Source organism: Mycobacterium sp. NPDC051804, from assembly GCF_044452905.1.
Lineage (GTDB): Bacteria > Actinomycetota > Actinomycetes > Mycobacteriales > Mycobacteriaceae > Mycobacterium.
In genome coordinates this window covers 122,811-146,658 of record NZ_JBITCD010000004.1, presented here as the reverse complement: position 1 = coordinate 146,658, position 23,848 = coordinate 122,811, and the positions used below count along the sequence as shown (strand labels likewise).

The 23,848-nt window shown below is 64.8% G+C and carries 22 protein-coding genes and 1 pseudogene; 15 read left to right on the top strand and 8 right to left on the bottom strand.

Annotation, left to right across the window (positions count from 1 at the left end; all coding sequences use genetic code 11):
* Positions 1-35: 35 nt before the first annotated feature.
* The gene (locus ACIA48_RS16190) at positions 36-2,408 is read left to right on the top strand and encodes a lysylphosphatidylglycerol synthase domain-containing protein (protein WP_396733281.1); all 2,373 of its coding nucleotides are present in this window, start codon (positions 36-38) and stop codon (positions 2,406-2,408) included.
* On the opposite strand, the gene ACIA48_RS16185 is transcribed toward ACIA48_RS16190, so the two are convergent.
* Positions 2,405-3,736 carry an adenylate/guanylate cyclase domain-containing protein gene (locus tag ACIA48_RS16185; protein WP_396733279.1) on the bottom strand — a complete coding sequence of 444 codons (1,332 nt, stop codon included), beginning with the start codon at positions 3,734-3,736 and terminating at the stop codon, positions 2,405-2,407. The genes ACIA48_RS16190 and ACIA48_RS16185 overlap by 4 nt on opposite strands.
* Before the next feature lie 190 nt (positions 3,737-3,926).
* Positions 3,927-5,468 carry an alkaline phosphatase D family protein gene (locus ACIA48_RS16180; RefSeq protein WP_396733276.1) on the bottom strand — a complete coding sequence of 514 codons (1,542 nt, stop codon included), beginning with the start codon at positions 5,466-5,468 and terminating at the stop codon, positions 3,927-3,929.
* Positions 5,469-5,573: 105 nt separating this feature from the next.
* Between ACIA48_RS16180 and ACIA48_RS16175 the strand changes: the two genes are divergently transcribed.
* The 9 genes from ACIA48_RS16175 (at position 5,574) to ACIA48_RS16135 (ending at position 14,872) form a co-directional block, all read left to right on the top strand.
* Positions 5,574-5,960, top strand: coding sequence for a DUF2237 family protein (locus ACIA48_RS16175; RefSeq protein ID WP_396733273.1), 387 nt, complete (start codon positions 5,574-5,576; stop codon positions 5,958-5,960).
* A 46-nt stretch (positions 5,961-6,006) separates the two neighbouring features.
* A complete protein-coding gene (locus ACIA48_RS16170; protein ID WP_396733270.1) occupies positions 6,007-6,489 on the top strand; it encodes a hypothetical protein in 483 nt (160 codons plus the stop codon).
* Between the two features lie 25 nt (positions 6,490-6,514).
* Complete coding sequence (locus ACIA48_RS16165; RefSeq protein WP_396733267.1) at positions 6,515-8,134, top strand: LuxR C-terminal-related transcriptional regulator; 1,620 nt, start codon at positions 6,515-6,517, stop codon at positions 8,132-8,134.
* A 133-nt stretch (positions 8,135-8,267) separates the two neighbouring features.
* The gene (locus ACIA48_RS16160; protein ID WP_396733264.1) at positions 8,268-8,588 is read left to right on the top strand and encodes a hypothetical protein; all 321 of its coding nucleotides are present in this window, start codon (positions 8,268-8,270) and stop codon (positions 8,586-8,588) included.
* 28 nt (positions 8,589-8,616) lie between these two features.
* Complete coding sequence (locus tag ACIA48_RS16155) at positions 8,617-10,221, top strand: MFS transporter (RefSeq protein WP_396733262.1); 1,605 nt, start codon at positions 8,617-8,619, stop codon at positions 10,219-10,221.
* Entirely contained in the window at positions 10,218-11,684 is a 1,467-nt protein-coding gene (locus tag ACIA48_RS16150) for an APC family permease (RefSeq protein WP_396733259.1), read from the top strand. Before ACIA48_RS16155 ends, ACIA48_RS16150 begins: the two co-directional genes overlap by 4 nt.
* Positions 11,668-13,035 (top strand): FAD-binding oxidoreductase, encoded by a 1,368-nt coding sequence (locus tag ACIA48_RS16145; RefSeq protein WP_396733256.1) that lies wholly within the window; start codon positions 11,668-11,670, stop codon positions 13,033-13,035. The genes ACIA48_RS16150 and ACIA48_RS16145 overlap by 17 nt, the downstream gene beginning before the upstream one ends.
* Positions 13,032-14,507, top strand: a complete 1,476-nt coding sequence (locus ACIA48_RS16140) for an amino acid permease (protein ID WP_396733253.1) — start codon at positions 13,032-13,034, stop codon at positions 14,505-14,507. Before ACIA48_RS16145 ends, ACIA48_RS16140 begins: the two co-directional genes overlap by 4 nt.
* Positions 14,508-14,599: 92 nt before the next feature.
* A complete protein-coding gene (locus ACIA48_RS16135; RefSeq protein ID WP_396733250.1) occupies positions 14,600-14,872 on the top strand; it encodes a hypothetical protein in 273 nt (90 codons plus the stop codon).
* Here ACIA48_RS16135 and ACIA48_RS16130 read toward each other — a convergent pair.
* The 4 genes and pseudogenes from ACIA48_RS16130 to ACIA48_RS16115 form a co-directional block, all read right to left on the bottom strand.
* Positions 14,869-15,276, bottom strand: a pseudogene (locus tag ACIA48_RS16130) (arsenate reductase ArsC); the annotation flags it as partial. The gene ACIA48_RS16135 and the pseudogene ACIA48_RS16130 overlap by 4 nt on opposite strands.
* A 2-nt stretch (positions 15,277-15,278) precedes the next feature.
* Positions 15,279-16,028, bottom strand: coding sequence for an aquaporin (locus ACIA48_RS16125; protein WP_396733247.1), 750 nt, complete (start codon positions 16,026-16,028; stop codon positions 15,279-15,281).
* A complete protein-coding gene (locus ACIA48_RS16120; protein ID WP_396733244.1) occupies positions 16,029-16,397 on the bottom strand; it encodes an ArsR/SmtB family transcription factor in 369 nt (122 codons plus the stop codon). It lies immediately after the preceding gene.
* Positions 16,398-16,471: 74 nt separating this feature from the next.
* Positions 16,472-16,942, bottom strand: a complete 471-nt coding sequence (locus ACIA48_RS16115; RefSeq protein ID WP_396733241.1) for an ArsI/CadI family heavy metal resistance metalloenzyme — start codon at positions 16,940-16,942, stop codon at positions 16,472-16,474.
* 101 nt (positions 16,943-17,043) lie between these two features.
* Here ACIA48_RS16115 and ACIA48_RS16110 point away from each other — a divergent pair, with 101 nt between their 5' ends.
* On the top strand, positions 17,044-17,403 hold the full coding sequence (locus ACIA48_RS16110) for an Rv2640c family ArsR-like transcriptional regulator (protein WP_396733238.1): 360 nt from the start codon (positions 17,044-17,046) through the stop codon (positions 17,401-17,403).
* Here the strand turns inward: ACIA48_RS16110 and ACIA48_RS16105 are convergent.
* Complete coding sequence (locus tag ACIA48_RS16105) at positions 17,400-18,356, bottom strand: homocysteine S-methyltransferase family protein (protein ID WP_396733236.1); 957 nt, start codon at positions 18,354-18,356, stop codon at positions 17,400-17,402. The two genes, ACIA48_RS16110 and ACIA48_RS16105, sit on opposite strands and share 4 nt — an antisense overlap.
* Before the next feature lie 223 nt (positions 18,357-18,579).
* Between ACIA48_RS16105 and ACIA48_RS16100 the strand changes: the two genes are divergently transcribed.
* The 3 genes from ACIA48_RS16100 (at position 18,580) to ACIA48_RS16090 (ending at position 21,891) form a co-directional block, all read left to right on the top strand.
* Entirely contained in the window at positions 18,580-19,827 is a 1,248-nt protein-coding gene (locus tag ACIA48_RS16100) for a hypothetical protein (RefSeq protein WP_396733233.1), read from the top strand.
* A gap of 114 nt (positions 19,828-19,941) precedes the next feature.
* A complete protein-coding gene (locus ACIA48_RS16095; RefSeq protein WP_396733231.1) occupies positions 19,942-20,826 on the top strand; it encodes a DUF4344 domain-containing metallopeptidase in 885 nt (294 codons plus the stop codon).
* 141 nt (positions 20,827-20,967) lie between these two features.
* A complete protein-coding gene (locus ACIA48_RS16090; protein ID WP_396733228.1) occupies positions 20,968-21,891 on the top strand; it encodes a DUF4436 domain-containing protein in 924 nt (307 codons plus the stop codon).
* A gap of 45 nt (positions 21,892-21,936) precedes the next feature.
* Here ACIA48_RS16090 and ACIA48_RS16085 read toward each other — a convergent pair whose 3' ends face one another.
* On the bottom strand, positions 21,937-23,079 hold the full coding sequence (locus ACIA48_RS16085; RefSeq protein WP_396733226.1) for a serine hydrolase domain-containing protein: 1,143 nt from the start codon (positions 23,077-23,079) through the stop codon (positions 21,937-21,939).
* A 333-nt stretch (positions 23,080-23,412) separates the two neighbouring features.
* Here ACIA48_RS16085 and ACIA48_RS16080 point away from each other — a divergent pair, with 333 nt between their 5' ends.
* Positions 23,413-23,844 carry a hypothetical protein gene (locus ACIA48_RS16080; RefSeq protein ID WP_396733224.1) on the top strand — a complete coding sequence of 144 codons (432 nt, stop codon included), beginning with the start codon at positions 23,413-23,415 and terminating at the stop codon, positions 23,842-23,844.
* Positions 23,845-23,848: the final 4 nt, after the last annotated feature.

Sequence of the window (23,848 nt, the reverse complement as noted above, 5' to 3'; positions counted from 1 at the left end):
GCACCGGCGCGCCGCATCCGAAAGATCCTTTAGCTATGCGAGTTGACGGGCGAGACGTCACCGTCACGGGCAGCCTGCTGCAGCCGTTGATCCGCCGGACCAACGACATCTTCCGCGTGGTCCTGTCCGCGGTGTTTCTTGCCGTCGTCATCACGAGCTCGCTGATCACTCGCAACGAATGGGTCGCCCTCGAGCGGTCGGTTTCCGAGATCGTCGCCGTCCTCACCCCCACCCAGGCCAACCTGGTGTATCTGGCGTACGGCGTCGCGATTCTGGCGTTGCCGTTCGTCATCCTCGTCAGCCTCATCGTCGGCCGGCAGTGGAAGCTGCTGGGCGCGTATGCGGCCGCCGCCGCAATCGCCGGGCTCGCGCTGTCCATCACCAATGCCGGCATTGCGGCGCCGCAGTGGCATTTCGACCTGCGCGACCGCCTCGACACACTGCCGTCGCAGTTCGTCGACGACCCGCGCTGGATCGCGATGCTCGCCGCCGTGCTCACCGTCTCGGGGCCCTGGCTGCCCGCGCGTTGGCGGCGCTGGTGGTGGGCGCTGCTGCTGGCGTTCGTACCGATCCATCTGGTCATCAGCGCGGTGGTGCCGGCGCGCTCGCTGTTCGGGCTCGCGGTCGGCTGGTTCGTCGGCGCGTTGGTTGTGCTCGTCGTCGGCACCCCCGGCCTCGACGTCCCGCTGGAGGGCGCGGTTCGTGCCATGGCCCGCCGGGGGTGCGTCGTCACCGCGCTCAAGGTGGTGCGGCCGTCCGGCGCGGGGCCGCTGATCCTGCACGCGGTGTGTGAACAGCAGCAGACGACGGCCGTGATGGAGATGTACGGCCCACATCAGCGCGGCGGCGGTGTGCTGCTGCAGGTGTGGCGCAAAGTGCGGTTCCGCGACCGGGAGACCGCGCCGCTGCACGCGTCGATGCGACGCGCCGTCGAGCACCGGGCGCTGATGGCGATCGCGATTGGTCAGCTGAAGATCGCCAACATCTCCACGATCGCCGTCGCCGCACTCGAACGCAGCTGGACGCTGTATGCGCACACCCCCGCCCGCGGAACGCCGCTCGGCGACTGCACGGCAGCCATTCCCGTCAGCCGGGTGTGGGAGTCGTTGCGCGAACTCCACGACTGCCAGATCTCGCACGGCGACCTGCGCGCCAGCGAGATCACCGTCGAGGAGTCCGTGTTGTTCGGCGGTTTCGGCAACGCCGAGTACGGTGCGACCGACGCGCAGCTGCGCTCGGACATCGCGCAGCTGCTGGTGACGACGACGCACCTGTACGACGCACCGTCGGCGGTGCGGGCGGCCATCGACGCGTTCGGCAAGGACACCGTGCTGTCGGCATCGCGGCGGTTGACGAAAGCGGCTGTGCCACTGAATATCCGGCAGTCTGTTCGCGATCCGAAGGCCGTCATCTCCGCCGCTCGCGACGAGGTGAAAAGTCAGACGCGCGTCGACGAGATCCGAACTGAGACCGTCACCAGGTTCACCCGCGGCCAGATCATCCAGCTCGTGCTGTTGGGCGCGCTCGTCTACGTGGCGTATCCGTTCATCAGCTCGGTGCCGACGTTCCTCACCGAACTGCGCACGGCGAACTGGTGGTTCGCACTGCTGGGGCTGGCTGCGTCTGGGCTGACGTATCTCGGTGCGGCAGCGGCGTTGTGGGCAGCGGCCGACGGCGTGGTGAAGCTGTGGGGCTTGATCGTCATGCAGGTGGCCAACAAGTTCGCCGCCACGACGACGCCTGCGGGTGTCGGCGGTCTCGCTTTGAGTGCGAGGTATCTACAGAAGGGCGGCGTCACCCCGATGCGTGCGACGACCGCTGTCGCGCTGCAACAGTCGGTTCAGGTCATCACTCACATCATCCTGCTGATCTTCTTCAGCACCGCGGCGGGTGTGTCCGCAAACCTGTCCCGGTTTGTGCCCAGCGTCAACGTGCTGTATCTGGTGGCCGGACTGCTGCTGGGGTTGATCGGCACCTTCCTGCTGGTGCCCCGACTGCGGCGCTGGCTCGCGACGTCGGTGCGGCCGCGGTTGCAGGAGGTGCTCGGCCACCTCATCGAGCTGGGTCGCGAGCCCAAGAGGCTGGCGGTGATCGTGCTCGGTTGTGCGGCAACCACTCTCGGCAACGCGTTTGCGCTGTGGGCAGCGATAGAGGCATTCGGTGGCGACACGTCGTTCATCACGGTCACGGTCGTGACGATGGTCGGTGGCACGTTGGCATCGGCGGCGCCGACGCCCGGCGGTGTCGGAGCGGTCGAGGCCGCGTTGATCGGTGGTCTGGCCGCGTTCGGGATGGCCGCCGCAGTCGCCGTCCCGTCGGTGCTGCTGTACCGCGTGCTGACGACCTGGCTGCCGGTCTTCATCGGCTGGCAGGTCATGCGGTGGATGACGCAGAACGGGCGGATCTAGCGGGCCACCGCGAGGACGGGCCACGTGTCGGGCACGCCCTTCAGCGCGTGCCGGCCGCGGTCGTCGAACGAGATTTTCGACCCCAACACCAACGGCGGAATCGCCCCCGAGACAAGAACCTCTCCCGGCCCCGCAAGCCCCATGATCCGCGCGGCGATATGCACCGCAATTCCGTGCACATCACCGTCGACCATCTCAACCTCCCCGGTGTGCAACCCAGTCCGGATCGACAAACCCAGTTCGGATACCGCATCACGAATCGCACAGGCACAGTTGATCGCTCGCGCCGGGCCATCGAAAGTTGCCAGGGCACCGTCACCGGTGAACTTGACGACGGACCCCCGAGCCCCCGCAACGTGGCGCTCGACGACCTGGTTGTGCGCACTCAGCGCCTCCGACCAGGCCGCATCACCCACCGCCGACGCCCGCTCCGTCGACCCGACGATGTCGGTGAACAACACCGTCGACAACACACGATTGGTCGGCGCGGTGATACGCGCACCGGTGAGGAACGACTCGATCTCGTCGAGCACCGAATGGCTGTCGCCGGCGAGCCACTCATGGTCGTCGCCGTCGAACTCGACCCAGCGGGCATGCGGAATCCGTTGCGCGACATACTGAGCATGGCCGTCGGGCACGTGCCGATCGCCGCTCCGGTGCATCACCAGGGTCGTCGCCTGGATGCTGTCGAGAACTGGACGCACATCGGTCCGGAGAAACAAGTCCAAGATCGCCGAAAGGTACCCCGGGCCACCTGCGAGGCGCTCGCCGCGCGCCAGCCAACGCCGTTTCGCCGGGTTGTCCTCCCAGCTGGGTGTCAGCATCATCGTCTTGCCGGTGCCGACCTCGTCCTCACACCACTGGATATATTGCGCGACATCGGATTCCGGCATCCCGAACGGAACGTCCGGCGTCTGCAGGTAATACGCGAACGGGCTCCAGAGGACCAGCGAACGCACACGCTGCGGATGGCTGGCCGCCAGCAGCATGGCGGGTAATGCGGACTCCGACATGGCGAAGATCGACGCCGACTCGCTGCCGACGGCATCGAGAACGTCGAGGAGGCCATCGGTCCAGGACTGCATCGCGGGGCGCTCGTGGACGGGAACCGCGTCGGAACTGCCGACGCCGAGAAGGTCGGTCAGAACGACGCGGCTGAACGACGCCAAGCGTCGCAGGTAGCCGGCGATCGCTGGGTCATCCCACAGCAGATCGATCGGGAATGTCGAGGTGGGCACGAACAGAAGATCCGGACCGTCCCCCACCACCTGGTATGCGACGTGCGCGTCGCCGCCCCGCGTGTAGACGGTGTCGGGTATGCCCGCCATGTCAGAAGCATGCCACCTGATCGGCGCAGAGTGCATGCAACCAGGCCGCGCCGGGCGGGGAGGCATCCGTCGTGGTGCCAACCTCGGAGCGACTTTGTCGCTCAACTACTACTGCGGTGACTACCTTCAGCGACAAAGTCGCTCAGAGGTTGGCAGTGGGCATATATACCTTCCCGCCAAACGCGCCGGGTCACACGACCGAATGCAGCGCGGGTGCGCGGTCCGGGACGACGAACGACGCGCCCGTCCGCACGTCGGCGCCTGGCTGCGATACATACGGCAGCACACGGAAGTCCGCCCGCATCTCGTCAGCGCTGAAGCGGGCCCGTACATAGCCGCGGCGACCGCTGAAGTACCTGATGTGCGGGTTCTCGGGCAGTACCGCCGCGATGTCGTCGCGCATATCGGACCCGTCGCCGCCGGAACTGATCGACGTCGTCACCAATTCGGTCGCCACCACACGCGACCCCGGATCGTCGAACCGCGAACGCACCTCAGCCGCCCAATGCGAATGCACGTCGCCGGTGAGCACCACGGCGTTGCGGACTGGTGAATCCTCGAGGCCGCGAACGATCCGGTCGCGATTGGCCGTGTAGCCGTCCCACGCATCGGGGTTGAAGCCACGACCCGGACCGCGCGTGAACTCCACCTGCGAGAAGAACACCTGCTGACCGAGGATGTCCCACCGCGACCGGGATCGCTGAAAACCGTTGAGTAGCCACCGTTCCTGCTCGGCTCCCGTCAGCGTGGCCGACGGCAGCACGCGCTCGACGCAGTTCGCGCGAAACCCGTCGGCACAAGGCTGATCGGTTCGATACTGCCGCGTGTCGAGCATGTGCAGCGTCGCGAGGCCGCCCCATTGCACCCGCCGGTACAGCCGCATGTCGATCCCGTGCGGCGCCGAAGACCGACGCAACGGCATGTTCTCGTAGTACGCCTGCAGTGCCGCGGCGCGTCGTCCCAAAAAAGCGGGGTCCGGTTCTCCGGGTACTTCGCCAGCCCAATTGTCCGCCACTTCGTGGTCGTCGAACACCGCCACCCATGGCGCCGCGGCATGTGCGGCCTGCAGATCCGGATCGGTCTTGTACTGCGCGTACCGCTGCCGGTAGTTGGCCAGCGTCACCGTCTCCGGACCGACATGCGCACGCACACCCTTGCCTGATGCCGCGTACTCATACTGGTAATCGCCAAGGTGCACAACAAGATCCGGCTGCTCCTCGGCAAGCCTCCGGTAAGCCGTGAACCAGCCTTGCTCGTAGTTCGCGCACGATGCGACGCACATCGTCATCGGCGCCAGCGACCAGTCCGCGGGCGCGGTGCGGGTCCGGCCGGCCGGCGACACATGTGCACCGGTGCGGAAGCGATAGAAGTAGTCAGCGCCGGCACGCAAACCGGTGAGCTCGACGTGCACGCTGTGCGCCGACTCCCGGACCGCCGTCGCCACTCCCCGCTGCTCGACCCGGCTGAACCACTCGTCGCGCGCCACTTCCCATTCGACGTCGACCCCGCGTGCGGGCATGCCGCCGAATCCGTCATCGGCCAACGGATTCGGCGCCAGCCGCGTCCAGATGACGGCACCGTCGGCGCAGGGCTCACCGGACGCCACGCCCAGCGTGAACGGATTGGATTGCAGCGGGCTGGAACGTCGATCGGCCGTGAACCCGACCACCGGCAACGCGCTGAGCACCAGCGCACCCTTGAGAACAGCGCGGCGGCTCGGACGGACAGACACGGCCGAGTGTCGGAAAGCCGTCTGTCCAGTCGGTGACGAGCAGACGTCCGGTGTCTCCCGCCCGTCCTGCCATTGCGCGAACACCGAGAGGCCCATACTGGGACGGTGGGTGAACTCAACGTATTGGGCGGCCCCCTGGAGCCGTGCGGCACCGACCCGATGACCGGCTTCTACCGCGACGGCTGCTGCTCGACCGGACCTCAGGACGTCGGCAGGCACACCATCTGCGCCGTCGTGACCGCGGAGTTCCTCGAACATCAGCGCTCGATCGGCAACGATCTGTCGACCCCGATGCCGCAGTACCGCTTTCCGGGGTTGGAGCCCGGCGACCGCTGGTGCGTCACTGCGGTGAACTGGCTGAAGGCCTACGAGGACGGCTATGCAGCCCCAGTCGTCCTTGCCTGCACCCACCAGCGCACGCTCGACATCGTGCCGATCGAGGCGCTACGCGAGAACGCCGTCGACGTCCCCGACGACCTGGGAAACCTTTAGCGCAATACCGTCCAGCACGTCACCGATCAGGCATACCGTGAACGCTATGACTGATCAGTTGCCCGCGGTCTCGGCCGATCATCCGCCGGAGAAGCTGCTCAAAGTTGCCAATCCGATGCTGCGCTTTTTACTGGGCACCCCGCTGGCCGGTCCATTGCGTAAACAGTTGATGGTGTTGAACTTCAAGGGCCGAAAGTCGGGGCGGCAGTTCTCGATTCCGGTGAGTGCACATCACATCGACGGCGCGCTGTACGCCATCGCGAACGCGGGATGGAAGCACAACTTCAGCGGGGGTGCGGACGCCGAGGTCCTGCACAACGGGAAGACCACGAAGATGCACGGCGAGGTCATCTCGGACCCGCCCACCGTCGCCGCTCTCGCGCACCGCGCCGCCGAGTCCTACGGCGTCAAGAAAGCCCAGACGATGATGGGACTGAAGTTCCGCGACGACCGCATCCCGACCCTCGACGAGTTCGCCGAGGGGTTCGCCCGCGACAAGATCGTCGCCGTCAAGTTCACCCCGCGCTGACGAGTAGCCGATACCGTCTGTTGACATGTCCGCAGACGACGCCCTGCTCGCCGCGCGAGACGCCTACTCGAAGGGCGATTGGCGCTCCGCCTATGACCATTACGGCCGCGCGGGCACGACCGAGGAGCTGAGCACCGACGACCTGTCGTCGTTCGGTATGGCGGCATGGCGACTGGGCCACGGTAGGGAATCCATCCGCATGTCGGAGGAGGCCTTCAACCGGCTCGTGGCGGAGAACGACACGAAGACTGCTGCCATGAAAGCGGCCGACGTCGCGCTGCAGTGGCTCAACGGTGGTGACCAGACAATCACCAGGGTCTGGGTGAATCGCGCGCGCCGACTGCTCGAATCATCGCCGGAAGACGAGGCGTTCGCCTACCTGCTGTACGTGGACTCCCAAATAGCGGTCATCGACGGGCAATTCGACGCCGGGGTTCAGCGCGCCGAGGAACTCGTTGAGTTCGTCAGCCGGCGTAACTCACCGGGACTGACCGCACTTGGATTGACCGCCAGCGGCCTGTCCAAGCTTCCGTTCGCGCGCACCAGTGAGGCCCTCGCCGAACTGGACGAGGCGATGCTGCCGGTGCTGGCGGGCCAGGTTCCGGTGGACTGGGCGGGCGATATCTACTGCGCCGTGATCCACGAGTGTTACCGACTCGGTGATATGACCCGCATGAAAACCTGGACCAACGCCATGGACAAGTGGCGCGAAGGCCCTGAGGTCACGGCAACCTGGTACGGCACCACATGCGAAATTCACAAGTGGCAATTGCTCAGCGCCACAGCCGATTACCGAGAACTGGAACAGCGGCTCGTCGATGCACTTGCGGCCATCGAGGATTTTCACGTGGGGACGGCGGGTGAAGGCCACTACGAACTCGGCGACATCCGCCGTCGGATGGGTGATATCGAGGGCGCCCGGGCGGCGTTCCGGAAGGCACGTGAGATCGGCTTCGAACCGCTGCCCGGTGAAGCGCTGCTGAGATGCCAACTCGGCGACGACACCGCGGCGTGGAACGACCTGCGGATGCGGATGGACGCCGAGGAAGACGAGATCAGCCGCATCCGGATGCTGCCCGCGGCGATCGAGATCGCACTGGCTCGCAACCGTGTCGAGGATGCCGACAAGTACTGCCGCGAACTCGAGGAAGGCGCCGAGAAGTTCGACTCCCCCGGCTTCCGGGCATGGGCTCTGCACGCCCGCGGCGCTGTGCTCGTCAAGCAGGGCGCCGCCGCGGAGGCGGTACCTCTGCTGCAGGATGCGCTGCGCCGATACCGGACCACCCAGCGGCGCTACGAGATGGCGCAGGTGTGCGAGTGGTTGTCGCTGGCCCACGAGGCGGCCGGCGACAGTGCCGCCGCCGCGTCCGACCGGGCCAACGCCGAATCGATCTACCAACAGCTCGCCGCCAAACCGACCGCGGCCACCAACGCCGAGCTGCCCGGCGGGCTCACCAAGCGAGAGGTTGAGGTGCTGGCTCTCATCGCCGCCGGCGCGTCCAACCGCGACGTCGCAAAACAGCTATTCATCAGCGAAAAGACGGTCGGCAGACACCTGGCCAACATCTTCGTCAAGCTCGACGTCTCATCGCGCACGGCCGCCGCGGCCTGGGCGCATGAGAACCGGGTGCTGCCCACCGCCTGACGCGGTCTGCATGATTTGCCCCATATGGGGTGTAGCAAACACATCTTTCGCCTGATGTCCCGGCCCCTATGAGGGTCATAACTTTGTGATCAGCCGGTTCACCCGGAACAGACCACCAAAGGACAGGGACATCATGAACACCACCGCAACCGCCAAGATCGCCCTCACCGCCCTCGCCGCCCCCGTCCTCGCCGGACTGGCGATCGGCCTGGCGTCGACCGCCTCTGCCGACACCGACGCCGCCACCTCCGGCGTGCCCACCGCCCAGGACACCGTCACCCAGCTCAAGAACCAGGGTTTCCGGGTGGTCGTCAACACCGCCAGCACCAGCCCACTGTCGGACTGCACGGTCATCTCCACCCGCCAGGACCACCGCATCGCCCGCGCCAACCACGGCGACATCGCCGCCTACGTCGACGTCTACTGCCCGCCGGCCACCGCCGCCGCCAAGTAACCCCCACCCCCACGAAGAGGAGTGAGCCATGACACGCAGGTGGTCGGCGCTCGGCGTGCTCACCCTCGGCGTCCTGCTGATCGGTGTCGACGGCACGGTGATCGCGGTGGCAATCCCGTTCATCACCCGGGAACTCGGGACGACCGCGACCCAGGTGCTGTGGATCGGCGACATCTACTCCTTCGTGCTGGCCGGTCTGCTGGTCACGATGGGCGGCCTAGGCGATCGCCTCGGTCACAAGAAGCTGTTGCTCGGTGGTGCGATCGGCTTCGCGATCATGTCGATCGCCACGGCATACGCGCCGACCGCTGGCCTGCTCATCGGAGCACGAGCACTGCTCGCGGTCGCCGGCGCCACCCTCGCGCCCTCGACCCTCGCCTTGATCCGCGCGCTGTTCTCCGACCCTCGGCAACGCAGTGTGGCCGTTGGCATCTGGGCGGCCGTCTTCTCCGCCGGTACCGCGCTGGGCCCTGTCGTCGGCGGGATTCTGCTGGAGCACTTCTGGTGGGGTTCGGTCTTCCTGATCAACATTCCGGTGATCGTCGTCATCGTCGTCGGCGGCATGCTGCTGCTCCCGGAAATGCGTAACCCCGCACCGGGACCATGGGATCTGCCGAGCGTCGGGCTGTCGCTCGTCGGCATGCTCGGCGTCGTGTACGCGCTCAAGGAGGGCGTACACAGCGGAGTCGACGACCAAATCCTGGTCGCCGGCGTGGTCGGAGCCGTCGCTCTGACGATGTTCGTGCGGCGACAGTTGCGGCTGACCCACCCACTGATCGATATCCGGCTGTTCTGCAACCGCGTGTTCTCGGGCGTGGTTATCGCCAATCTGCTTTCAGTGCTGGGCCTTTCGGGTGTGGTGTTCTTCCTGTCCCAATACTTCCAGCTCGTGAACGGCTACAGCCCGCTACAGGCCGGGCTCGCCGAATTACCCGCCGCGGTGGCGTCGATGGTGTTCGGCGTACTGGCCGGTGTGGCCGTGCGCTTCTGGTCCAAGCGCGCTGTCCTGGCGACGGGTTTGGCGCTGATCGGTGTGGCAATGGCGTCGCTGACCACCATCAGCCCGTCCACCGGCTACCTCCGGCTCGGCGTCGCGCTGTTCGTCGTCGGGGTCGGCCTCGGTATCGCATACACCGTCGCCAACGACCTCATCCTCGACAGCGTCCCACCGGAGCGATCCGGTGCCGCGGCAGCGGTTTCGGAGACCGCGTACGAAATGGGCATGGCGCTGGGCATCGCGATCCTGGGCTCCATCATCGCCGCCGTCTACCGCGAACTGACGGTGCCTGCGGGCATTCACGGTGACGTCGCGGCCTACGCACGGGAAACACTTGGCGCCGCGCACCACGCAGCAGATGCGTTGCCAGCCGAGCAGGCACACGCTCTGCTGACCGCCGCCCAAAGCGCTTTCACCGACGGTCTGGCTGTCGCGGCGGGTGTCGGCTCGGCCCTACTCCTTGCGTCGGCAGTGACCATCTGGCTGCTGCTGAAACCGCAGCAGTCACCGAAGATTTCGACCCCGCGCGGTGGGCGCCCCCGCAGGAATTGTCGGAAACGTCAAAGCGCCGGAATATGTCTTTCCGGCTCGTTAAGGTTCGAACACCCATCTCACCGAGAGGAAGCACAGAGATGACGGAAATTTCCAGACAGGCAGAGGCTGCCGACGAGTTCTGCGAGGACTGTGGCTACGAGCCTGAACTGAAGCGAACACTCGGCCAGTTCCAAGTGTTCGCACTCTCATTCGCTTTCATCTCCGTTGCTGTCGGCGTCTTCGGCACCTACGACGACGTGTTGCAAAACGCCGGACCGGTCGGGATCTGGATCTGGGTCATCGTCGCGATCGGGCAGACGCTCGTGGCTCTCGTGATCGCGCAATTCGCGGCCCGTATCCCCCTGAGCGGCTCCTCCTACCAATGGGGTTCACGACTGGCCAACCCCAAGGTCGGCTGGTGGTTCGGCTGGGCCAACTTCTGCATTCTGGCGTTGGGTGTGGTGGCCATCAACAACGCGCTGGCGAAAATGGCCTTGATGCCGCTGCTCGGCATGGCCGAGGACGAGGGCACTGCGCGCATCATCACGGTGGCGCTGATGATCGTCGAGGCGGTGATCGTCATCGCGTCGACCCGCCTGCTGGCGATGATCAACAGCGGTGCCGTGGGTCTGGAACTGACGCTCGTGATCGTCTTGACCATCGCACTTTTCGTGGCGGTCGCCGTGTCCGGAAAGGGGTCCGTCGGCAATCTCGTCTCGCGCGGCATCACCGAAGGCGCGCCGAACTACTTCGCCGTCGGTGGCGGGCTGATGCTCGCGACCGTGCTCGGCATGACGACCCTCGTCGGTTTCGATGCCGCGGCCAACCTCGCTGAGGAAGCGAAGGACCCGTATCGCAATGTCCCGCGTGCGGTCGTCGGTTCGGTGATCGCAGCCGGAGTCCTGGGGTTGATGTTCCTGATCGCGCTCACTGTCGCGATCGATGACATGGCACGGATCAGCGCCAGTGACTCACCGGTGGTGTTGATCCTGCGCGATCAGTTGGGTCCGGTGACGGAGAGCATCCTGCTCACCGCGATCGTCTTCGCATTCTTCGGCGCCGCACTGGTGACCTTGGCCACGGGCTCACGGATCGTCTATGCGATGGCGCGCGACTCGCGCTTCCCGGCGCACGGGCTGATGCGTCGCGTCAACCCGCGCACCCAAACGCCGATTCCGGCGACCCTCCTGATCGTCGTTCTGGGAATTGTGCTGATGGTCGCGATGCCCGGTGACGCACTGATCGAGCTGATCACCACAGGGACGATCATCGGGCCGGTTCTCTACGGCGCGACCATCGTCCTCTATTTGTCGGTACGCAAGCGGCTGGACCGTGTTGAGGGCGCTTTCGACCTCGGCCGTGCCGAAATGCCGGTCGCGATCAGCGCCTTGATCTGGTCGGCCATCGCGGTGTTCGTCATAGTTTCCCCCGCGTCGGCGAGGGTGCCCATCGCCATCGTGGTCGGGCTGTTCTTCCTCGGTGGGCTGTACTTCGCGAAACTGCGGATTCTCAACCGCGACATATTGGAATCCGAACCGGGAGAACTCGATGTCTTCAAGCACTGATCAGCTGACGGGTCGCGTTGTCCGCCAGGGTGATTCGGACTACGACGACGCGCGGATGGGTTACAACCACCTGTTCCGCCACCGCCCCGAGGCGATCGTGTTCTGCGCCGAGACGCAGGATGTGGTCAACGCGCTGGCGTGGGCACGGCAGAACGACGTTCCCGTTCGGGTCCGCAGCGGCGGGCACTGCCTGGAGGGTTGGTCCTCCGTCGACGACGGTCTCGTCATCGACGTGAGCCGGCTGAAATCCGCTCAGATAGACGCGGCGTCGAATGTCGCCACGGTCGGTGCCGGACTCAACCAGCTGGAAGCGGTCACGACGCTCGGCAGAAGCGGTTGCGCCACGGCGACCGGTACCGAAGGAACAGTCGGGCTGGTCGGCGCGACTCTCGGAGGCGGATTCGGTCTGCTCACACGCAGATTCGGGATGGCATCCGACAATCTGTTGGCCGCCGAGGTCGTCGTCGCACCGGCGGGCGGCGGAGCCACAACGCTCGTCGTCGACGAAGAGAACAACACCGACCTACTGTGGGCGCTGCGGGGTGCGGGCAATGGCAACTTCGGCATCGTCACCTCCCTCACGTACCGCACCTATCCACTCACGCAGACCATCTATGTGACTGCCACTTGGTCGGGCCTGGACCACCTGCCGGAGGTGTTCGAGGCCTGGCAGCAGTCCGCACCCTTCGTCGACGATCGATTGACGAGCCAGCTCGAAATCACGCGTGACGAGTTCCAGTTGATCGGTGCGCTGGCTTCCGGGACGGAGGCCGAAGCGGTGGACATGTTGCGGCCCGTCCTGTCTGTCGGCACGCCGGAAGTCATCGTCAAGGATGGAAACTGGGCAGACACATATGGGGAGTTCCAGATACCGCCCGCCGACGAATTGGCGAACTGGAAGTTCTTCTCGCAGTTCATTTATGAGCCGTACCCGTCCGAGGCGATCGACCTCATCAAGAAGTTTATGAACCACGCTCCGACCCCGGAAAGCAACTACTTCACCAACGCATTCGGCGGCGCCGTCAGGACCAGCGCGCCCGCCGGCGGTTCAGCCTTCGTACACCGCAACGCCCTCTACTACGCCGAACCCGGTGCCGGCTGGGGTAAACGCGGCGGGGTTCCCGCGGCCGATGACCCGTTGACGCCGGAGTGCGAAGCGTGGATCGCGGAGTTCAGTGAAGCGTTGCAGCCCTTTGTCGATGGGGCCTACATCAACGTGCCGAATGCGGGTATGGCCGATTGGGAGACCGAGTACTGGGGAACCAACGTTGACCGGCTGCGCACCGTCAAGGCGAAATACGACCCCGACAATGTATTCAGTTACGAACAAGGCGTGCGTGCCGCCAAATGACCGCGGAAGAGATCGCGACCACCAGCAGCGCTGACGACGCGGTCCGGAGTTCGGGCTACGCACCGGAACTGAAACGCACCCTGGGCCCGTTTCAAACGTTCGCGATCTCGTTCGCATTCATCTCGGTCCTGGTCGCCATTTTCGCGACCTACGGCGCGGTGCTGCAGAGCTCGGGACCGGTGGGCGTTTGGCTGTGGATGCTCGCCGCGGTCGGGCAGACTCTCGTGGCACTCGTCGTCGCGCAGTTTGCCGCGCGCATCGCCTTGAGCGGGTCGTCCTACCAATGGGCCTCCCGCCTGGCGAACCCGAAGATCGGCTGGTGGTTCGGATGGCTGACGTTCTGGTTCCTGGCCATCGGAGTGGTCGCGATGACGAACGCGTTGGCCAGCCAAGCGCTCATGCCGTTGCTGGGTATGGAGCCAAACGAGCACACAGCACGGCTCTTGACAGTCGGACTGTTGTTCCTCGAGGCCGTACTGGTCATCGCATCCACCCGGCTGCTGGGCATGCTCTCGTCCGCGGCCGTGAGCCTCGAACTCGCCATCCTGGCAGTGGTGATTGTCGGCCTCATCGCGGTCATGTCGTTCAGCGGCAGCGGTACCGTGGACAACCTTTTCTCGCAGGGCGCGGCCGCCGGCGATCCCCACTACTTTGCGATCGGCGGCGCCCTGATGGCCGGGATGATCATGGGCATAACGACCCTCGTGGGTTTCGACTCAGCGGCGAATCTGGCCGAGGAGGCGAAGGACCCGTTCCGCAGCGTTCCGCGCGCGATCGTCGCGTCCGTGGTCGCCTCGGCTGTGCTCGGCTTTTTGTTCGTCATCACGCTCACCGTCGCCATCAAGGACATCCCCGCGGTGACGGCCAGCCCGTCCCCGTTGGCGTCAATCATCCGCGAGCAGCTCGGCCCGGTCATGGAGCGAATCCTGCTGTCGGGCATCGCGTTCGCGATGTTCGGCGCTGGAACGGTCATCATGGCGTCGTGCGCTCGGCTGGCATTCGCCATGGCCCGCGATGCGCGCTTCCCTGGCCATGCCGTACTCCGCCGGGTCAATCCGCGCACCCAGACACCGGTATTCGCGACGATCCTGATCTTCGCAATCGGGGTCATCTTGATGGTGGTGCTGCCCGGTTCCGCGTTGCTGCAGCTGATCATCGGGTCGTCGCTGCTGCCGGCACTGCTATATGGCGCAATCGTGGTGTTGTACCTTGCCGTTCGTAAGCGATTGGCCCGCAGGGAAGGCGCGTTCAGCCTCGGACGTTTCGAGCTGCCGGTGGCCATCGTCGCAGTGATCTGGGTTGCCTTCGCCGTGCTCGCGCTGGTGTCACCGCCGGACGCACTGGTGCCCGATCTGATCGTCCTCGGTTTGATGCTGTCAGGCGCGCTCTACTTCGCCAAGTTGATGGTCTTCAACCGCGACGCGCTCGAGCATGAGCCGGGCGAAGACTCGCCTACATCTTTTGCACCATAGCCGCACCGCGAAACGCATCTTTCGCCCGAAGTGTGCCCCTACCCGCGGCCATACGTTCTTCGTAGCTCTCCAACTACGAAAGGACACGAGCAATGGACGTCAAGAAGATCGCCGCATACGCCGCACTCGTCGGGGGCATGAGCCTCGGAGCACTCGGCTTCGGCGCCGGTTTCGCGCACGCCGAGACCGGGACCGTGAGCCCGGGAAGCAACGACCAGTTCGTGCAGCAACCGGCCGCGCCGACCGTCGATACCCACGGCAACCAGGATGTGGTTCTCCGGGGCACGGTCATCCCGGTTCACGGGAATGACGGCCCCTCGGCGATGGCGCCCGCTCCGCACCAGGATGCGAACGGCGCCAGCTAGTGGCCACCAATGCCGAGCTCGTCGAGTAGTCGACGCACCCGCTGTTCGATCTCGTCCCGGATGGGCCGCACCGCATCGACGGCCCTGCCGGCCGGATCGGGCAGGTCCCAATTCACGTATCGCTTGCCGGGAAAGATCGGGCACGCGTCACCGCAGCCCATCGCGACCACGACATCGGCTGCGCGCACGATCTCGTCGGTCCAAGGTTTCGGATACTCGCCGGTGATGTCGATTCCGACTTCGGCCATCGCCTGCACCGCCGAAGGATTGATCTGGTTGCCCGGCTCCGAGCCGCCCGACCACGCGACGCCGTTGTCGCCCGCGAGGTGAGTGAAGAAGCCCAGCGCCATCTGTGAGCGCCCCGCGTTGTGCGTGCAGAGAAACAGCACGGCTGGCTTGTTGTCGGTCAATGTGGACTCCTGCGCTCAGCAGCGGGTGGATGCGGGACGACGATGTCGTCGGCCGCCTTGGCGACGTCGGGATAGAGCACACGGGTCAGCCCCAAACCGACTAGCGCGCCGACAATTTGAGCGGCGATGAACGCCGGCGCCGAGCTGGGTGCGATTCCGGCGAAACTATCGGAGAACATGCGTCCGATGGTCACTGCGGGGTTGGCGAACGAGGTGGAGCTGGTGAACCAGTACGCCGCACCGATGTAGGCGCCGACCGCCGCCGCGGAGAGACCGGCCCGGCCCGTTCGCGCCAGGGCGAACACGAGGACGATCAATCCTGCGGTCGCGACGACCTCACCGAGTAGGTGCCCGGTCGTGACGCGTTCCTTCGTCGCGATTTCGAAGACCCGCCGGTCGAACATCGCATTGGCGAGCCATCCGCCACTCACTGCGCCGAGGACCTGGACGCCACCGTAGGCGAGCGCACCACCCCCGGCGATACCCGTGCCCGAGCGTCGACCAAGTAGCCAATCAGACCCTGTCACAACAGGGTTGAAGTGCGCGCCGGAGACCGGACCGAACATCAGGATGAGCACTGCAAGTCCCAAGACAGTGGCCGTCGAGTTCTCGAGCAACTGCAAACCCACGTCGTCGGGAGACAACCGCGCAGCCGCGATCCCTGATCCGACGACCACCGTGACCAACAAGGCCGAGCCGACGAACTCGGCCAGCAGCCTCCGCGGCAAGTCGCCGCCCGTCGTCATCTATCGACTCGCAATCATGCCGTCAGCACCCAGAACGACCGACAACTTGTGCAGTACCTCGGGAATCACCCGGTAGTACACCCACGATCCCCGACGTTCACTGTCCAGCAGGCCGGCGGTGCGCAGCACCTTGAGGTGATGCGAGACCGTCGGCTGCGAAACCTCTATGCCTACCGAGATGTCGCATACGCACGCCTCACCGCCGGTGTGGCTTGCGATCACACTGAGCAATCGCAGCCGCACCGGATCGGAGAGGGCTTTGAGCATCGCCGCCAACTCGGTCGACGCTTCTGCAGAAAGCGGTTCACGCACCAAGGGCGCGACATCGCAGGCTGCGAGGTCGATGAGCGGGAGACGTGACTTCGACATCCGTCGATATTGACAGATATCGAATCAACTCACAAATGAACGCCTGCTGAATCCGTCACGGGGGCGAATACGTCCTAGCAGCAAGAAGTCTCGGCTGTCGCCTTATCGGCCGCCTGCCCTCCGCAACAGACTGCGACGTCGTCATCGGACTCCGGATGCCGCGGACTCGACCCGAACGTCTCGGAATCCGCGAGGACGGTGTAGACCTCCCACTTCTCGCCGCCCGGACCGGTCACCCACACCTTGTCTTGCGTAGCAAAACAACACGTTGTGCCGATCTCTTCAGCCGTGAACAGACCTTCGTCCGTCAGACGTGTGATCTCCTGGTGCACATGCTCGCTGGATGAGACCTCGACACCAAGGTGATTGATCGAGCCACCCTTGCCGGGGTTCTGCAGGAGAACGAGCTTGAGCGGCGGCTCGGCAATCGCGAAGTTGGCGTACCCCTCCTTGACCTTGGCGGGCTGCGCGTCGAACAGTTTGGAATAGAACGTGATGGCCTCATCGAGATCGTCGACATTCAGGGCCAGTTGAACTCGGGACACGATGTGTACCTCCTACCTGTGAGACATATATCGAACTACTGACAGACGCCATAGTGCACCACTACTTTGATATATGTCAAGAACCTGGCATCATGGATTTCATGCCCAAAGCGTTGCCCACCATCGACATCTCGGCACCCGTGTGCTGCGCACCCGTGGCGGCAGGACCGATCAGTGACGACGATGCGCTCCACGTCGCGCTCCGGCTGAAGGCCATCGCCGATCCGGCGCGCGTGAAGATCATGTCCTACCTGCTCAGCTCCGACTCGGGCGAGGAGAACAGCGGCGACCTGGCGAAGGTGCTAGGCCTGACCGAGTCGACCGTCAGCCATCACCTCAGCCAGCTTCGGCGTGCTGGACTCGTGGAGTCCGACCGCCGGGGGATGAACGTCTATCACCGGCCACACCGCGACGCCCTCGGTGCGTTGTGCGTCGTGCTGGACCCGAACTGCTGCGCCTAAGACTGTGATGCGCGCGCCGTGTTGACGTTGCGTGCGATCTCGTCCAGATGAGTGTCCCAGGTGCCACAGCATCCGCCGAACACGTCGAGATGTGGGTAGCGGCTCGCGAGACCGCCGACGAGTTCACCGAGTGCGACGGGGTCACCCATCTCGAGGTGTCCTAGCGTGCACAGCGAGATCTTGTCCATCATCGCGGCATTGGGGCGTATCGCACGCACCCGCTCAAACCATGACTCCGGTTCGATCGCAGGCATGAACTCCAGCGGGTGCGAACAGTTGATGCCGTAGAACGCTGGTCGGGCATCTCCTGTTGCCGCGTCGATCGTCTCGATCGCGTCCCCGACCGAAGGGCCTGAGTTCAACCGACTCGTGCTGTGATCCAACGTGAACAGGACCGCGAGCGGTAGTCCGATTCTTGCTGCGGCGCGGGACAATCCGATCACTTCGGGCACACCGTTGAACGTCATGGCCTGAACCAAGTCGACGCCGGCTTCGGCAAGGGTCGTCAGCTGTGCGCTGTGGTAGTCCTCGGCCTCCTCGGCGGTGATCGTGTGGTTCGTCTCGTATGCGTCGCCGCGCGGGCCGACGATGCCCGCGTACTTGAGCGCGGGCACCTGCCCCTCGTAGGGGCGCGCGACATCGCGCAAAAAGCCGATCGCCCGCATCTGGAAATCGGCGAGCGCATCTTTCGAGTAGCCGAGCAGGGATCCCCAGTCGGGACTCGCGCGGTAGTCGAGACCACCGACGATCACACCGAAACCGTGCCGCGCGGCGGTGTCGAGATAGCGGCTGTACATCCCGTGCAGTTCGGTCATGGCGCGCGGGTTGTCGAGCAACGGGAACATCGCGAAGTGCGGGAGATCGAACCCGTACTTGTACATGATCTCGGTCTCTTGGCCACCCTCGGTGAGGTAGTTCAAGCCGGGCTGCGGCTCGGGAAATGGAGCGGGCATAGCGGCCTTCCCACTAGGTGATCGGCGGTTATCACACTAATCCCGGCACCGATGTAATCCTGGGCTATCGCCGAGCTGATCCGAGTCGCGGCTTACTTGGCGGCGGCGGTGGCCGGCGGGCAGTAGACGTCGACGTAGGCGGCTATTGGGCAAATCATGCAGACCGCGTCAAGGATCCTCCAAGACGTTCGGTGCACCCTTCCACGACTGGAAAGGACTGCACATGAATCAGATCTTGCTTCGAGCCGCCATTGCCGCGGCGACAGCTGTCGTCATTGTCGGATGTTCGTCGTCGACGGAACCGACCGCACGCCCCGGCGCACCCGCGCCGTCGACGTCGTCGCCGTCCAATCCGGTTGCAACCCCAGTCGCCTTCAACACCGAGGCACCCATCCAAGACGTGCCCTGGTCGGAGGTCGGCCCGGGCTGGACGCTCGCGATGTGGAACGCGGCCACACCCACGAATGCCGGTGACGAGTACTCCCCCGGCGAGCCGACTCCCTACAACTCGCAGACGACGCTGTACCTGGTCAGCCCCGAAGGTGGGCGCTACGCGATCACGACGTTCGAAGCGCCGGGCGAGAACGGCTCGCTCCCCTCGCTGGTCGACTGGTCAGGCGACGGAACTCGGGCGCTGTTCTCTCGTAGTGGCGACGACCTGACCGTGATGGAAGTCGATCTGCGCAGCGGCGAACGGACGTCGTTCCGAGTCGAAAACGGCTACGCCGTCACGCCTCGCTACACGAAGCCGGAAGGCAAGGCGGTGCTGTTGGTGAAGTCGAACGACGTCGACAGCCCGGCATCCCTTACGCGCGTCGACCTTTCCGGCAAGCAGCAGCTGACGTACCCCGTGGACAAACTTGGTAGCGAGTTCAACGCCGAGGTCCTCTCCTCGCCTGACGGCACTGAGCTGATGCTCGGCACCGACGCCGGTCTGTCGATGATGGGCAACGACGGGACGCCGGGAAGGACGCTGCCCGTGCCAGACGCCAGCTACTGCTCCCCGACACGATGGTGGGATGCCGGCGTCGCCGTAGCGCGCTGCAACGGACCGGATTTCAGTTACTCACGGCTGTGGCTTGTGCCCATCGACGGCTCGGCCCCGACGCCGCTGACGGCGGAGAACGACGGAACCCAAGGCCCGGACGTCGCCGACCTCGACGCCTGGAAACTGCCGGAGGGCACGTTCGTTCAGGCAGCGGGCGGATGCGGTTTCATCTACCTTGCGAAGCTCAACGCGACCGACGGAACGACGACCCCGGTGTCCGTTCCGGAGGTGGACGACCAACGCAGCGTCCGGGTACTCGGTGTCGCTGACGGTCACCTTCAGCTTCAAGCCACGTTGGCGTGCGGCAGCGGCGAAACGCTCCTCGCCTACGACCCGGGCGCGGGTACGTCCACGGTGCTGCTCGGTGGCGAGACCAACGGTGGCGGGGTCGTCGGCGCACTGCCCTACGCGAAGGATCGGTGACGAGGCGGTCCGGAACCGCTATCCAGATTAGTCAAATGGCCTGGTCATCATTTACTTCGCGCCTAAAATCTGCGACGGTGTCAATTTCAGGGGTCACAGTTAAGGGGTCATGCCATGCGTAGTCGGATTGTGCCGCTGTTGGTGGCTGGATTGATAGTTGCCGGATGCGGCAGCAGCTCAACCAATGAAGAGGCCGACGCTCCCGAATCTCCCGCAGCCGCGGACACTTCGGTGAAGGGGAAGGTCGACGCCGAGAACGGCGGCGTCCCAGAGGCTCCGGCCGAGGGCGCCGGCGGGACGATGATCGTCACCTACGAGGACGCCGATACTCCCGAAGCGCTGAACGGGAAGAAGATTCAGCAGGAAAACCGCATGCTCGAAGACCTCGCCGACGACATCAACCAGACGCTGAACCTGCCCCACGACATCGCGTTGAAGGGCGCGCAGTGCGGTCAGCCGAACGCCTTTTGGAGTGAGAGCGATAACGCCATCACCATGTGCTACGAGGACACCGACTGGTCCATGAACGTGTTCACCAAGGCGGGCGACGCCGATCCCCTGCAGTCAGCGCTTGGCTCTGAGTACACGACCTTCTATCACGAGACCGGTCACATGGCGATCAGCATTTACGACCTGCCGGTCACCGGCCGCGAGGAAGACGTCGCCGATCAGGCCGCCGCCTACTTACTTCTGACGCCCGGCGACGACGGCCAGGTAGATCCGGAGTCGGTGCAGGCCGTGAAGGACTTCGCGCGCGCATTCGCCTCGCTGGCAGAAGTGCAGACCGAATTCACAGCGGAAGACATGGCCGACGAACATTCGCTGAACCTGCAGCGCGTGTACAACATGGACTGCTGGATCTACGGGTCGAACCCCGACGCCAACGCCGATCTGGTCGGCAACGGACAGCTGCCCGAGGACCGCGCGGCCGGCTGCCCGGCGGAGTGGCAGCAGCTCGACGAAGCGTGGTCCACGTTGCTCGAACCGCACTGGAAGTAGCGCTAGCCACCTAACGAATGTGATCTTGATAACTTGCTGGTTATCGGTTTGCAGGCGCGGGGGTGAACATTATTGACTCCTGCGTCGACGGCAACGACTAAAGCAAGGACAGAACCGCTTTGCAGCCCTAACATTCCGTCCGTGGAACCCCAGAACCCAGCGGCGCCAGAGCGTCAGGGAAATTCGCGCCACGGCGCCCCGGAACCCAAATCGGGTCGGCGCGTCGGAACCATCGTCGGCGTTGTCGTGGTTGTCCTCGCGGCCTACCTCGGCACGCTGTTCGCCTACTGGTGGCTGTCCGGCTCGTCGACCGAGTTGGGCCCCGCCGACACCGGCGACGGGTCGGAAACCGTTGTCCTGGTCACGGTCAAGGCCTTGCGCACCGTCGACTACCAAGCCGACGTCAAGGTGCTCGTCATTCCGCAGGATGACCTCACCGATGAACGTCTCGAGGTGCTCAACACCGACATCTCAGTGCGACTTTTCCCGTGGAACACTCTAGGAGACTTGAACTTCCCTGCCGGAGAATCTCCCGCGGAGAAGACGACGACCCTCGACCTGAACGGCGACGTGAACAACTGGCCGTTCGACTCGTACACCTCCGAGCCGATCAGCGCCACGCTGCTCGTCGGATCCGGCGACGACCGGCAGTTCATGCCCGCCCGCGTGGAGGTCGAAGGCGCGCTGCAGGGCTGGGACATCACCGCCGAAGACGTCGCCCCGGGTCCGCAGACCTCGGGCACCGACGAAGCGGTCCAGGTGACGATGAAGCGGTCACTCGGGCCGCTGGCATTCGACCTCGGCATCTGCATCGTGCTGATCACGCTCCCGACATTGGCGATCGCCACTGCCCTGCAAGTGATCACACGACGCAAGGCTTTCCAGATGCCGTTCCTGACGTGGTACGCCGCAATGCTGTTCGCGGTGGTGCCGCTCCGGAACATTCTGCCGGGAGCACCACCGCCGGGAGCGTGGATCGATGTCGGCCTCGTGCTGTGGGTCCTCGTCGCCTTGGTCACCGCCATGTTGATGGCAGTCATCTCCTGGTGGAAACAGGTCGAGTAGACGCGAGTAGTCCTGGGACGTACCGATTTTCGGTACGTCCCAGTGCTATGCCCAGATGTCCCCGAGTTCGCCGGCGATGGCCACCGGATCCTGGGTGTCGGTATTGCAGGCGACGGCGATGGACGTGTGCCGGTCCGCGCTGATCTGAAACGATGACACGAACCCGGCCCAGGACCCGTCGTGGTCGAGGCTGCCGTCGGGGTAGACGAAGATGCCGGCTCCGTAGCGGTCCCCGTCGCCGGATCCGGTCTCCACCGCACCTTCGACTTGCGCATCGAGAAGGCGCTGCCCGCCGAGCTTTCCGGTGCGATAGTTGTCCGCCCAGCGGACCAATTGGCTGGGCGTGGTTTGGACGCCACCGTCACCGACCTGCTCCCAGGCGGAGTTCGAGACGGTGTACTCGGAGTTGTCCTCGTCGAACTCGTACGAAAGTGCCTTGCCCGGAATCGAGTTACCGGCATCCATCACCATGGCCAGACCGAGCGGCTTGAAGATCTCGGCGCTCAAAAAGGCAGGGAACGATTGGCCGGAGACCCGCTGAACGATGTCGGCAAGCAGCAGATAATTCGAGTTCGAATATTCGAATTGGTCGCCGGGCGCGAACTCCAAATCCTGCACGTCCGCCAACATCTGTAGGGCTTGCTCTTGCGTCGTGTGGTCGCTGTATTGGTAGCCCGCGTCCTCGAGCAGTCCGATGTAGTCCGGGATGCCGCTCGTCTGATGCATCACCTGTTCGACGGTCACAGTGTCGGCCCATGCGGGCAGCCCGGGCACGTGCGAGGCCAGGGTGTCGTCGAGCGAAAGCTTGCCGGATTCCGCCAGCAGCAGGACGGCAGTCGCGGTGAATTGCTTGGACACCGAAGCGATGTCGAAGACAGTGCCGTCGGTGATCTCGGCGCCGGTGTGCAGATCGGCGAGACCACGAGCGCCCTTCCAGACCACGTTCCCGTCGATTCCGACGGCAGCAGAGCACCCCGGCTCATCGAGCTTGATAGCGCCGTTGAGCACATCCTGGCTGCGGGCCGCGGATTCGTCTGGAGCGAACGCCGCAGTGGCCGCGGTTCTGTCCTGGGTTCCCGGCGCGGGCGCGTCTCGTCCGTCGCTGCACGCCCCGAGCAGCAGCGCAACGACGACAAGCCGAATGGCCAGCTGGCGCTTACGGGTTGCCCCGGCGCAACGAGTCACCATGGCTACCTCCCGCGCCGAGAATATATCTGCGGAACCTGGGTGACTGCTGTACGAGCAGAACGCTGGCAATGAGATCAGCTATCGGGCAACGGGATTGGTAGCGTGGGCGCCTGCCCGCTGGGTCTGAGCAGCTCGCACAGCCAGCCCGACCGACGCCACACGAGTATCCGCTGGCCGCGGATGCCCCCACCTTCACAGCTACTACGGGCAAGTTTTCAGAGAGTTTCGTTTGAAGTTTCGCAAATCCGGGCAAATTGCCATCGTCTAGTGGTGTGATGGACATCACCGTCGATGAATTCATTTGGACACAGGCATCCACTTGAGGGGGAAGCGATGGACCCGGTTTTGGGGCACGCTTGGATCTGGGCACTGGTGGTTCCACTCGGCCTCATGATGGCCTTCGCGATCTTTGGGGAACGACGCCAGCGCCGGCGCGATCGCGCCGAAGGGGTTGTGATGTCGTTCGGCGACCTGCGGTTGACTGACACTCATCTCATTGTTGGATCCGGCCCTGGCGCCGAGCGGATCGCGCTCAGCGGGCTCAGCGCCAAAGTCGCGATTGCCACGGCGCCGGACCGGCCCGATGAAGAGGTTCAACTCACCATCGAGAACGGCGGCCACCACATCCGTCGCAGTCAGCCGTACACCTACGGTGCGAGCGGAAACGCGCAGGCATTCGCGATCAAGTTCAACATGCTCAGCGGCCACCACCACAAGGTGCCCGGCAACGTATTTGGTCAGCCGTCGGAACGGCGCGCCGCCTGAGTGA